This window comes from Desulfobacter latus, from assembly GCF_013389365.1.
In the GTDB taxonomy this organism is placed as follows: domain Bacteria; phylum Desulfobacterota; class Desulfobacteria; order Desulfobacterales; family Desulfobacteraceae; genus Desulfobacter; species Desulfobacter latus.
This window is the reverse complement of record NZ_JACADJ010000043.1, coordinates 1-12,223: the sequence shown is the minus strand read 5'-3', so window position 1 is coordinate 12,223 and position 12,223 is coordinate 1. Positions and strand designations below refer to the sequence as shown.

General features: G+C 48.8%; 9 protein-coding genes. 3 read left to right on the top strand and 6 right to left on the bottom strand.

The genetic code is table 11. From position 1 onward, the window contains the following. Positions 1-220 precede the first annotated feature (220 nt). The 3 genes from gap to HXW94_RS12050 all read left to right on the top strand — a co-directional run bounded on the left by gap (position 221) and on the right by HXW94_RS12050 (position 3,089). Positions 221-1,252, top strand: coding sequence for a type I glyceraldehyde-3-phosphate dehydrogenase (gene gap, locus HXW94_RS12060; RefSeq protein ID WP_178367153.1), 1,032 nt, complete (start codon positions 221-223; stop codon positions 1,250-1,252). A gap of 285 nt (positions 1,253-1,537) precedes the next feature. Beyond that, positions 1,538-2,323: a hypothetical protein gene (locus tag HXW94_RS12055; protein WP_178367152.1), complete on the top strand. Its 786-nt coding sequence runs from the start codon at positions 1,538-1,540 to the stop codon at positions 2,321-2,323. Between the two features lie 28 nt (positions 2,324-2,351). Continuing rightward, entirely contained in the window at positions 2,352-3,089 is a 738-nt protein-coding gene (locus tag HXW94_RS12050; protein WP_178367151.1) for a sporulation protein, read from the top strand. Between the two features lie 201 nt (positions 3,090-3,290). Here the strand turns inward: HXW94_RS12050 and HXW94_RS12045 are convergent, their stop codons facing one another. From HXW94_RS12045 to HXW94_RS12020, 6 genes are all read right to left on the bottom strand, one after another. Continuing rightward, positions 3,291-4,337: an ABC transporter permease gene (locus HXW94_RS12045; RefSeq protein WP_178367150.1), complete on the bottom strand. Its 1,047-nt coding sequence runs from the start codon at positions 4,335-4,337 to the stop codon at positions 3,291-3,293. Between the two features lie 10 nt (positions 4,338-4,347). After that, the gene (locus HXW94_RS12040; RefSeq protein ID WP_178367149.1) at positions 4,348-5,376 is read right to left on the bottom strand and encodes an ABC transporter permease subunit; all 1,029 of its coding nucleotides are present in this window, start codon (positions 5,374-5,376) and stop codon (positions 4,348-4,350) included. Beyond that, the gene (gene alaS, locus HXW94_RS12035) at positions 5,373-8,000 is read right to left on the bottom strand and encodes an alanine--tRNA ligase (protein ID WP_178367148.1); all 2,628 of its coding nucleotides are present in this window, start codon (positions 7,998-8,000) and stop codon (positions 5,373-5,375) included. The genes HXW94_RS12040 and alaS overlap by 4 nt, the downstream gene beginning before the upstream one ends. Positions 8,001-8,031: 31 nt before the next feature. Beyond that, positions 8,032-9,090 carry a recombinase RecA gene (gene recA, locus HXW94_RS12030; protein WP_178367147.1) on the bottom strand — a complete coding sequence of 353 codons (1,059 nt, stop codon included), beginning with the start codon at positions 9,088-9,090 and terminating at the stop codon, positions 8,032-8,034. 72 nt (positions 9,091-9,162) lie between these two features. Beyond that, complete coding sequence (larC, locus tag HXW94_RS12025; protein ID WP_178367146.1) at positions 9,163-10,347, bottom strand: nickel pincer cofactor biosynthesis protein LarC; 1,185 nt, start codon at positions 10,345-10,347, stop codon at positions 9,163-9,165. Next, positions 10,344-11,489: a M20/M25/M40 family metallo-hydrolase gene (locus HXW94_RS12020; protein ID WP_178367145.1), complete on the bottom strand. Its 1,146-nt coding sequence runs from the start codon at positions 11,487-11,489 to the stop codon at positions 10,344-10,346. The genes larC and HXW94_RS12020 overlap by 4 nt, the downstream gene beginning before the upstream one ends. Positions 11,490-12,223: the final 734 nt, after the last annotated feature.

Here is a 12,223-nt window from a genome sequence, read left to right as displayed (position 1 = left end):
GGTGCGAGAATACAATTAGAATTGCTGATTTCTTTATGGTTCGGTTGACAGTAAGCAAGCTATTCGCCTAATATTATTTCGGATTTAAAAATCTACGTTTCCAGCTGAGCAAGGCAAGTTCTCTTTATTTTATTTTTTTATGGCGGGTTGTGATTTAGCATCACATTTTCCTGATTCTCAGGCCTGTCTTTACACCCAATCTTTAAAAAAAGGATGTATTATGCTTAAAATTGCGATTAATGGTTTTGGAAGAATAGGAAGGCTTTCTTTCCGGAAACTCTTTGGGGATGAGCGGTTTGAAATTGTAGCGATTAACGATTTGACAGAACCTAAAATGCTGGCACATCTTCTCAAGTATGACAGTGTTCAGGGCCGTTATTCAGACCATACAGTTGCGTGCGACGGAGAAGGGCTCATTATTGACGGCAAAAAAATCCCAATTTACAAAGATGCCGACCCAAAAAATCTTCCCTGGGGCAGTCTCGGGGTGGACATTGTTCTTGAATGCACCGGATTTTTCTGTTCAAAGGCCAAAAGTCAGGCACATATCGATGCCGGTGCCAAAAGGGTTCTAATTTCCGCCCCGGCAGGCAAAGATCTGCCAACCATTGTTTATGGTGTAAATCATCATATACTTAAAGGCGATGAACTTGTGGTTTCCGCGGCATCATGCACAACCAACTGCCTTGCACCCATGGCAAAGGTGTTGAACGAGTATCGTGAATTAAGAACCGGCTTTATGACAACAATCCATGCATACACAGGCGCCCAGATGATCCTTGACGGGCCGCACCGCAAAGGTGATTTGCGCCGGGCAAGAGCTGGTGCAATCAACATCGTGCCCAATTCAACCGGCGCTGCAAAGGCTATTGGTCTTGTCATCCCCGAACTTGACGGCAAACTGATCGGTTCGGCACAGCGTGTTCCGGTTCCTTCGGGCTCCATCACCATTCTTGACGCGACCTTAAAGGATGAAACCGAAACCGTATCTGTTGAAGGCATTAATGAAGCCATGCAAAACGCGGCGGATGAATCCTTTGGATATTCTGACGAGGAACTGGTGTCAAGCGATATAATCGGCATGAGTTATGGTTCACTGTTTGATTCCACCCAAACACTTGCCCAGCGGTGCGGAACCAAAATTTATGAAGTCAGGGTGGTATCCTGGTATGACAATGAGATGGGCTATGTCTATCAGCTTATCAGAACACTGGCCCATATGGGCAACTTAATGTCAACGGGTCTTAAATAACTCGCCCATTTTGCCATATCTGGGAGCGCGGACGTCTCACTCGCATGTCCGCAAGTATTTTAGAGGTGTGGGCGGGACTCCCGCGCTCCTAAATTAAGTTATTTCGGACCCAATCTTAAGTGATTTGTCTTTTTACCTGTCGTCTTCGTTGCATCAATAAGCACATATTTCAATATGCTCCCATTGATTCGTCTTGAATAATTAATAAATTGACAGGGTCTCTGAGACGGGTTAATTTCTATACAATTTTAAAAGATAAGACTTGCAATCAAAACAAGGCGGGTTATGAATATTAAAAATTCATTTTTACAAAACAAGCCCCTGATGATTATCATTGCCATGGTGCTGATTTTCGTGGAACTTTATATTTTCTTCATTTTTTTTGCAAAATCCGGAACAAAGCATAGCCTGCAGGTTCTGAATGATTCAGGAACAGTTATTTACGAAACTGATGGAAAGCATTTGACCAAGTTTAAAAAATATTATTTTGAAGCAACCTTTGGTCCTTTTGAAAATTACGAAAAAAAGCTGGTCCCCCGGACAGTGCCTTTTCCGTTCAGGGCCTGGTTTTCCACGGCCCTTGGCCTTCCTTTAGGATTTATACTTTTGTCTGCCTTTATTGTATCAGCCGTCTCAAGAATTGCCGGCAAAAAGCAGGAAGAGCACCCGGCAACCGAGAATGCGGACGCTGAGCCCACCGGTAAAATGGATCAATTTTTAGCCCAGATCAATCGCATGAACATTTTTGTAATTGGTGCAGGCATTTTCCTGGTTGTGCTTGCCTTCTGGGTGTTGCCAAATCTGATTGCCTTTATCGGCCAAAGCGGTCTTGAAATCATTGAACGGTATGGATGGTTTTTTGCCATTGCCGGCATGGCCATTCTTTTAATTTTTGCCTGGTTTTTCTACTTGCGATATCTTTTGGCTAAAAAGGCTTTGGAAGCAGAAACCCATATTCAGGAGTATCAGTTGAAATTAAGCAGACTGCCCGGGTCTGAATCGGCCATGCTTGAAATCGAAAAAAAATCTGATCCTGCTGATATACTTGAGGCGCCCTCTTCAAAAGATTAGGGCCATAAAATTTTTAAGGAGCTCCATCATGTTTAAAAAAATATTTGCCAAAATGGGATTCGGATCCGCCAAAGTGGATGCCATCCTCACAACAGACCAGTTTTATCCGGGCGGCACAGTGGCGGGCCGGATTGAAATAAAGGGCGGCGATGTTGAACAGGAAATATCCGCCATCAACCTTAAACTTAAAACCGTTGCCAAGCAGGAAGGCGAGGACATTGATGCAAATCTTACCCACACCTTGGACGAATATGCCATCTGTGAAGCATTTACACTCAAACCCGGTGCTGAAGAATCTGTGGAATTCGCCTTCGAGCTTCATCCGGAAACCCCGGTTACCGTTCTGGACATTTCCGATAACCGCTGCAAGGTCTGGCTCGAAACGTCCCTGGATATTGACAACGCCATTGATCCCAAGGACCGGGACTATCTTCACATCCACCCAAGCCCTGTGATTGCCGCATTCATCGACGCCATGCATCAGAACGGATTCCGGCTGGTCAAAGCGGATGTGGAAAAAGGCTTTTTAAACGGGAACGGATTTGAATCGGTCTCCGGCTGTTACCAGGAACTGGAATTTAAACCCACAGGCTTTGGTTTCAGCAGTATTGAGGAAGTTGAACTCTCTTTTGTCATCCAGGGTGATGTGACCCATGTACTCATTGAACTGGACCGCAGGTTTGCAGGAGACGGCTACCGCTCTCTTACGGTCCCAAGCAATGCTGATTATCAAGAGGTGGAAGCCGCCCTGAAGTCAATAATATAATGATTGTTAAAAAAAAGGTCTCCTGCAGCGAAAATTCGGTCTCCTCAAGATCGAGGCGTCCTGCCTCGATTTTGGAAAAGTCCAGCCAGTATGTCGTTGATGACGGAAAGCAGGCTTTGGGAAGATATGGTAATTTTATTCAGATAGTTATAGAACACGAGCAAGAAAAATCAAGCATGCAATTACCTGCTTAATACAGGCTTATTCATACACCGTATGGCGTCGCGGATCAAAGGCTTCCCTAATACCCTCGCCGATAAAGGTAACGGTCATCAGCGTCACCACAAGGGCTGACACCACGGCAGCGGAAATCCACCAGGCTTCCATGTTCTGCCAGCCCTGGGATAAAAGTTCGCCCCAGGACGGCGTGGGTGCAGGCAGGCCGAACCCCAGATAGTCCAGGGAGGTTAAGGCCACAATGCCGCCGGAAATGGCAAAGGGTGCATAGGTAACGATCACGGAAATGGTGTTGGGAATAATGTGCCTGAAAATGATCCGCAGGTGCGAAGCGCCCAGGGACCGGACCGCAAGGATATATTCGCGTTCCTTTTCCCGGTAGGTCATGGTGCGCATCACCCAGGTAATGGAAATCCAGCCGAAAAAGGCCATGATCAGGATCAGGACCATGAAGCTTGGCACCACAATGGAAGAAACAATGATAATGACATACAGAAACGGGATATTGCTCCAGATCTCAATAATCCGTTGAAAAAACAGATCAAATTTCCCTCCGAAATACCCCATGGCGCAGCCCAGAGATATGCCCACCGTATAATTAAGAAACAGCAGTCCCAGGGAAAAAAGAATGGCCGTACGAAACCCGTATACAAGACGGGCCAGTACATCCCGGCCCACGTTGTCCGTGCCCAGGAAATGCCGATGGGAAAAGGACGGCGGAAACGGCGGATATTCATTGAGGCGCAGGTCATTTTCATAGGGATCATAGGGCACCGGCGGCATAACGACAAAACCGGTCCCTCCTTCCCGGTCCATTTTTTGTTTCAATTCCCGGTAATTGGTCTCATAGGAATAGTCCAGGCCAAAGGTTTTCCCCGGGATCATATCTGCGTAGGTGGGAAAATAAAACGCGCCCTGATAATAAACCACAAGCGCTCTAGAATTAATGAACACCTCGGCAAAAAAGGAGATAAACATCAGAATCAGGATGATTACAAGGGACCAGAAGCCTCTTTTGACACTGCAAAAGCGCCTGAGTTGCGCCTTTGTCACCGGATTTAATACCGCCATGCAATCCTCCCTATTTAAATCGAACCCGTGGATCTACTATGGCGACACACACATCAGACAAAATATTTCCCACCATGAACAACAGGGATGAAATCACAAGTATTCCCATCACCACCGGGTAATCCCGGTCCAGGATGGACTCATACCCTAAAAGACCCATCCCGTCGATATTAAAGACCTTTTCAATGAGGAATGATCCCATCAGAAGAATGGAAATATTGTTGCCGAAACTGGTGGCAATAGGGATCAGGCTATTGCGAAGGGCATGGCGGAATATGGCCTGTTTAAAGCTTAAGCCCTTGGCAATGGCTGTGCGCACATAATCGGCAGCCAGGTTATCCATGAGCGTATTCTTCATCAAAAGGGTCATCACGGTAAAGGCGCCGATCACATAAGAGAGAAGCGGCATCAGGGTGTGCCATGCCACATCCTTTATTTTTTCCCAAAGCGTCATATCGGCGAAATAATCGGATGCAAGTCCGCCCAGGGGGACCAGATCCATACGGGAGGCAAAAATCACCAGCATGATAACACCGGCTACCCAGCCCGGGATGGCGTAGCCAGTAAAAATAACCGCAGAAGTTATATTATCAAACCCGCTGTTGTGACGTACCGCCTTGGCCATGCCCAGGGGGATACAGACGCCGTAGATGACGACCATGCTCAATACCCCGAAATAAAGGGATATGGGAATACGCGCTTTAACCATGTCCCACACCGGGTCCTGGTACCGGGTGGACCGGCCCAGGTCCCCTTTGAGTACCTTGAGAAGCCAAATGCCATAGCTTTGAAGTACAGGCTTGTCAAATCCGTAGTAGGCTTCAAGTTTTTTGATCTGATCGTCGGACAACGGCTGACCCTGGCCGGCCCGGGCCTTGGACCGGCCACCCTGTTCTCCCATCTGCATGGCCCTGGTTTCGGCAATGATGCGCTCAATGGGACCGCCCGGGACAAAACGGGTGATGGTGAACACCATGATGGTGATGCCGATGAAGGTCGGGATCACTAAAATCAGTCGTCTGATAAAATACGCTGTCACAAATTAGCTACCGTCTCAAAAACAGATTCCAAGGCGTTATCAAGGAATTCAGGCTTGGTGCCGCCGGCCTGGGCCATTTCCGGGCGACCGCCACCACCGCCCCCCACGATACCGGCAGCGGTTTTAACAACATTGCCGGCCTTAACGGTCTTGATCAGATCGTCGGTAACCATGGAAATAAGCAATGCCTTGCCGTTGGATTCGGTACCCAGCAACAGCACACCTGAGCCCAGTCTGGTCTTGAATTTATCGGCCAGATCCCGGAGCTGGGATGGATTTTCAATTTCCACCCGTTTGGCCAGTACCTTGATCCCGTTGATCTCCCTGATATCATTTTCAATGTCGTCAACGGATTTGGACGCAATTTTAGCCTTAAGTGCGGCCAGCTCCTTCTCCACAGCCTTTTTTTCGGCCACAAATGTTTCAAGCCGGTTCACCACATCATCTTTATTACTTTTCAAAAGGTCAGCCACCTTTTCCATGGCAGTCTGATCTGCATGAACCGTCTCAAGGGCCGCAAGCCCTGTCACCGCTTCAATACGACGCACCCCCGAGGCAATCCCCCCCTCGGAAAGGATGCGGAACAACCCGATGTCACCGGTGGCACGGGTATGGGTACCGCCGCACAGTTCCTGGGAAAAATCCCCCTGGGAAACCACCCGGACCGTATCTCCGTATTTTTCTTCAAACAGGGCCGTGGCACCGGACCGGACCGCTTCTTCCATATCCATCTCCTTTGTGACGACCGCATGGTTTTCAATGATATGGGTGTTGACCTCTGTTTCAATGGCCGCAAGCTCTTCGGACGTAACCGCGCTGAAATGGGTGAAGTCAAACCGGAGCCTGTCCGGTGTCACCAGAGAGCCTGACTGTTTAACATGATCGCCTAAAACCTTGCGAAGCGCTGCATGCAGGATATGGGTGGCTGAATGATTTGCCGCCGTGGCCCGACGAAGCGCTGCATCCACCTTGAGGGTAAATGTATCGCCTTTTTTGCAGCCCCCCTTGACAACTGTTCCCTTGTGGATAAAAAGACCGGAAGGATCTTTGACCGTATCTGCAATCTCAATAACGCAGGTATCATTTTCAAACAGACCACTGTCTCCGGCCTGCCCCCCGGATTCAGCATAAAATACGGTTTCCGGGGTAACCACCTCAATTTCGTCACCTGTGCCGGCCGTATCAACTTCAGCATCATCCTTAACCACGATGAGCAGATCACTTTGCATTTCAATGGCATCATAGCCTTTGAATACCGTTTTCACGCCCGCCGAGGTCAAGGGTTTATACGCATCGCCCACACCGGCAAACGTCTTTTTGGACTTGGACCTGGCTTTCTGTTCGGCCATGGCTGCATCAAACCCGTCCAGATCCAGGGTCATATCCATCTCCTTAACATGGTCCTGGATAATGTCCACAGGGAATCCAAAGGTATCGTAAAGCTTGAAGATTACCCCGCCCGGAATGACTTTCTCTTGTCGTTCTTTAAGGTCCTCAATCGTTGCCTCCAAAAGCTTCATACCGTGTTCAAGGGTTTCAAGGAACTTTTCCTCTTCGTTTTTCACCACATTGAGGATAAAAGCGGCAGACTCTTTAAGTTCCGGATAGGCTTCATCCATAATGGAGAACACCGTTTGAACGGTTTTGTGTAAAAAGGGTTCGGTCAGCCCGATGCTGCGGCCGTAACGGATGGCCCGCCGCATGATCCGGCGAAGCACATACCCACGCCCCTCATTGGAGGGCAGCACCCCGTCACAGATCAAAAAAGCAGCGGATCTGGAGTGGTCGGCAATGACCTTCATGGCCACGTCCACTTCCTTGGATTCCCCCCGTTTTTTTCCGGACAGTTCCCCGACCCGGTCCATAATGGGAACAAAAAGGTCGGTATCATAGTTCGTGGGCACGTCCTGGAGTACGGAGATGATTCGCTCAAGGCCCATGCCGGTGTCAATACTGGGTTTGGGCAACGGCGTCATGGTGCCGTCTTCATTTCTTTCAAACTGCATGAATACCAGGTTCCATAACTCCAGCCACCGGTCGCAGTCACAGCCTACGGCGCAGTTGGGATCATCACACCCGAATTCTTTGCCCCGGTCAATGTGGATCTCGGAACAGGGACCGCATGGCCCGGTATCTCCCATGGCCCAGAAATTGTCCTCGTCACCTAACCGGGCAATACGCTCGGCAGGCACGCGAACCTGTTTATTCCAGATCTCAAAGGCCTGGTCGTCATCTTTATAAATAGAAACATAAAGTTTTTCGGGATCAAACCCGTATCCATTGGTGAGCAGATCCCAGGCAAAGTCAATGGCCTCTTCCTTGAAATACGCGCCAAAGGAAAAATTGCCCAGCATTTCAAAAAAAGTATGATGGCGCGCCGTGTATCCCACATTTTCAAGATCGTTATGTTTCCCCCCGGCCCGAACGCATTTCTGTGCGGTAACCGCTGTGGTGTAATCACGTTTTTCATCACCTGTAAAAACACGCTTAAACTGCACCATACCGGCGTTGACAAACAGCAGGGTGGGGTCATCCTGGGGGATCAGAGATGATGAGCGCACATGGCGGTGATTATGTTTTTTAAAATATTCGAGGAAAATTTTCCTGGCTTCATTACCTGTCATAATATTATAAGCTCCTGCTCAACTGTACCGGTTAGGCTTTCACTTCCGGCTGACTGTCCTTTCCTTTGCCGGGTTCAGTCTCGGGTGCTTTCGCCCCGGCAATTCCAAGTTCGGTTCTCACTTTACGTTCAATGGCATCAAAGATCTCGGGATTATCATTTAAAAAAGCCTTTACATTCTCCCTGCCCTGGCCGATGCGCTCTTTTTCAAATGAATACCAGGACCCGCTTTTATTCACAATATCCAGCGTCACCCCCATATCCAGAAGATCGCCGGTCCTGGAAATACCCTCTCCGTACATCAGATCAAATTCAACATTTTTAAACGGGGGGGCCAGTTTATTTTTCACCACCTTTACCTTGGTCCGGGACCCGATCACATCTTCGCCGCTTTTAATGGCAGCCGCTTTTCTGATTTCAAGGCGCATGGAAGAGTAAAATTTCAAGGCATTACCACCGGTGGTGGTTTCCGGATTACCATAGACCACGCCGATCTTCATACGAATCTGGTTGATGAAAATCAGGGTGGTGGCGGTTTTACCGATGGTGCCGGTCAGTTTACGAAGGGCCTGGGACATCAGTCTGGCCTGCAGTCCCATGTGGGAGTCCCCCATATCACCTTCGATTTCTGATCTGGGCACAAGGGCGGCCACCGAATCCACAATCATGATGTCAACACCGCCGCTTCGCACCAGCATATCGGCAATTTCAAGGGCCTGTTCACCATTGTCGGGCTGGGAAACCAGCAGCTCGTCACAATCCACACCCAACCGCTTGGCATAGGACACATCCAGGGCGTGCTCAGCATCGATAAACGCCGCAATGCCGCCGTTTTTCTGGGCCTGGGCCACGGCATGAAGCGCCAGGGTTGTCTTACCGGAAGATTCAGGGCCGTAAATTTCAATGACCCGGCCCCTGGGGTATCCGCCCACGCCCAGGGCCTTATCCAGGGCGAGAGAACCGGACCGGATTACGGGCACGGCGACAATTTCCCGGCCGCCCAGCTTCATAATCGAGCCTTTGCCGAACTGGCGCTCAATCTGACTCATGGCGGTCTGGACAGCTTTTTCTTTTTCCTTGTTTTTTTCCATCGCGTTTTCCTCCTAAATCATACCTGAAAGGTATAATTTTTTTTCCCATTAAAAGAATTCCTTCCCGCTCTTTTACGCGATGGAATTCGATTCAGCCAGAATGCGCTCATATACCTGATAAAAGGGCAATTTATGCTCCTGGGCTTTGTGTTTGCAGTCATCGTATTCGGGTATGATCCGGGCCTGGCCGCCTGGTGTTGTAATCTTTTTGGCATTTACCCGGCCAAGGCTTGTCTCCACCATCACAGGTTCGCGCCTTAAAATCATCCGGTCGCAAATGTGATATCTAACCCCAATGGTTGTGGTTTCGGACAGCAGGATGGTGGAAAGCGTCTGGAGCTGATCCTTACGGCAAATCACCTCAATGCGGGTGGCCGGCCGATTTTTTTTCATGAATGCCGGTGTAAAACTGACATCCAAAGCGCCTTTGTCCATGAGGCGATCCATAACAAAGCCAAGACTCTCAGGGCTCATGTCATCCACATTGCTATACAGCACATGCACCTGATCCGACAGGATGTTCTCCCCGGAATTTTTTACGGCAGCAGGAGAACCCAACACCAGGCGCAAAAGATTAGGCACAGAAGCACCGATGTCGCGTTTGCCGGCCCCGTACCCCACCTTTTCAATCCGCATGTCCGGCATAACCCCAAACTGCGGGGCCAGCGTTGCGACAATAGATGCGCCTGTGGGTGTAACAATTTCGGTTTTGGCGTCAGATCCGGTTACTTCAAGACCTTTAAGTATCGCCACAGTGGCCGGAACCGGTACGGGAATGGTACCATGTGCGCACTGAATGGTCCCTGATCCCAGGGGAACCGGCGTTGCCGCCACCTGCTCCACGCCCAAATAATCCAGGGCCAGAAAACCGCCGATGATATCCACCAGGCTGTCGATGCCGCCGATCTCATGGAAATGGACGGTTTCAATGTCCTTTCCGTGAATCCGGGATTCGGCCAGGGCAATGTGTTTAAAGGCTGTCAGGGCATTGGTCCGGACCGTTTCCGGCAGATCCGCCGATTCGATCATCTGCCGGATGGTGGTGTAATGGCGATGGGTGACATGATCGGTCACGTCCACATAAAGATTGACGGCCCGCAGGTGACTACGGAACACAATTTCAGTACGCAAATCAAACCCGTTCAGAACAGCTGACAGTTTTTCTTTGAGCCACTCCACAGGCACCCCAAGATCTACCAGCGCCCCTAAAAACATGTCCCCGGCAATGCCTGCCGTCATATCAAGATAAAGAATCATAACGCTACCTTTTCTGTTGCATGGATTTGAAGAATTTCAAGGATCAGTTCGGCACAATGGACCATATCTTTAAGTACAATGGATTCTTTAAGGGTATGCACATCCGTCATGCCTGTGCCGAGAACACCTGCGGCAATACCGTGGCTGAAAAAAACATTGGCATCCGCTGCGCCGCCGCTGGTTTTACAGACCATGTCCCGGCCCAGATTGGCAGCGGCTTTTTGGGCAAGCTTGATCACCATATGATCTTCGGCAATGATGGTATTGGGAAAGTCATTTTTCACGATCATTTCCACCCGGGGAAGCGCGTCCCCTTCGGCCTGAAGTTCGGCCATGGTATGTTCAAAGGTGGAGACAATGGTCTGTGTGACTTTGTCCAGTTTTGCAGGATCATGGGACCGGGCTTCGCCATGAATTTCCACATATTCAGGAACGATATTGGTGGCAGCCCCACCGGAAATAAGCCCAAGGTTGCAAGTGGTTTCCTCGTCCAGGCGCCCCAGTTCAAGCTTGGCAATGGCGCAGGATGCCGCATAAATGGCAGAGATCCCGTTTTCCGGAGAACCGCCGGCATGGGCGGCCCGGCCGTAAACTTTTGCACTGATCTTGTTGGCCTCAGGCGCCCGGTTCACAATTCCCTCGGTATCCACGGCGTCCAGAATGTACCCGAATTTTGATTGAAGCAGATCGTAATCAAGGTTCTTGGCACCTAAAAGCCCAAGTTCCTCACATACTGTCATGACCACCTCAACAGGGGGGCACGTCAGGTTATTCTCTTTGATCACCTGCATCACTTCAAGAATGACGGCAAGGGCGGACTTGTCGTCGGCACCCAGGATGGTGGTGCCGTCACTTCTAAACACCCCGTCCTCAAATATGACCTTAACCCCTTTGCCCGGCACCACCGTGTCCATATGCCCGGAAAGCATTACCGGCGCAACTTCCGCATTGCCTTTGAATGTGGCCACAAGGTTGCCGCAGTCACCGTTGATTCTATCACCGGCATCGTCAAACATCACGGTTGCCCCAAGGGCTGTCAGTTCCTTTTCAAGAACTTTTGCGATCAGGGCCTCGCTGCCGGATTCGGAATCAATCCGGGCAAGCGCTGCAAACCGCTTCCCCAGGCGTTCTTCATCAATCATGTTCTATCCTTTATATATTAAAGGCCACCAGGACCATTTAAACAAGTGGCACAATATACTAGAATTTATCCGGGAATGCCAGTCCCTGTTAACACAGATCTGCAGGCCAATCGCCATGTAACCGGCTTGTAGTTCAATGCCATTTGACCCTAATTCCGCAATTTGGAGGGGAGTGTCAAACAAAAAAAACCAGGCGGCTCTACCTGATTTTCTTTGTTTGAACGGAGAGAAAGAAAAAGATGATGAAAAAAAGGTTGCAGGTCCTATATTTTCTCCAGCTTTATCTGAATAAAACAATAACACAAGTTGATTACCTCAACATGACGCCAGCATTATCAAACCGTAATCTTTTTTTGGAAAAAAAATGGACTTCAGGTTTGAAAAACAACATTTATAAAATATAAACGATATTACGCCCCCCCCTTAAAGTCGAATAAATCGGTTACAATTTCATAAAAACAGCCCCCAATTTTATGTCAGTCGTAGCGTTATTAACAAAAAATTTGTGAAAATAGGTTCTCATTTTTACGAAATTTCGCTGCGATTCCCTGATTATCAAAAAGGCTCTTAGAATAGAATATATCGCAGCGGTTCATCCCATGACTGTCTGCGGAAGTGCATAGAAAAAATCTTCTCAAAATATATTACAAAAAATTCATATATATGTAAATATTTCCATATCAATATAGCGATTGAGGGAATAGCCATTATTTTTTTACATACGTTTACATATC

Coding starts and splice junctions, on each gene's coding strand:
- recA (WP_178367147.1), bottom strand. CDS start 9,090: ATGGAAAAAAACAAGGAAAAAGAAAAAGCTGTCCAGACCGCCATGAGT.
- HXW94_RS12050 (WP_178367151.1), top strand. CDS start 2,352: ATGTTTAAAAAAATATTTGCCAAAATGGGATTCGGATCCGCCAAAGTG.
- gap (WP_178367153.1), top strand. CDS start 221: ATGCTTAAAATTGCGATTAATGGTTTTGGAAGAATAGGAAGGCTTTCT.
- HXW94_RS12020 (WP_178367145.1), bottom strand. CDS start 11,489: ATGATTGATGAAGAACGCCTGGGGAAGCGGTTTGCAGCGCTTGCCCGG.
- HXW94_RS12045 (WP_178367150.1), bottom strand. CDS start 4,337: ATGGCGGTATTAAATCCGGTGACAAAGGCGCAACTCAGGCGCTTTTGC.
- alaS (WP_178367148.1), bottom strand. CDS start 8,000: ATGACAGGTAATGAAGCCAGGAAAATTTTCCTCGAATATTTTAAAAAA.
- HXW94_RS12055 (WP_178367152.1), top strand. CDS start 1,538: ATGAATATTAAAAATTCATTTTTACAAAACAAGCCCCTGATGATTATC.
- larC (WP_178367146.1), bottom strand. CDS start 10,347: ATGATTCTTTATCTTGATATGACGGCAGGCATTGCCGGGGACATGTTT.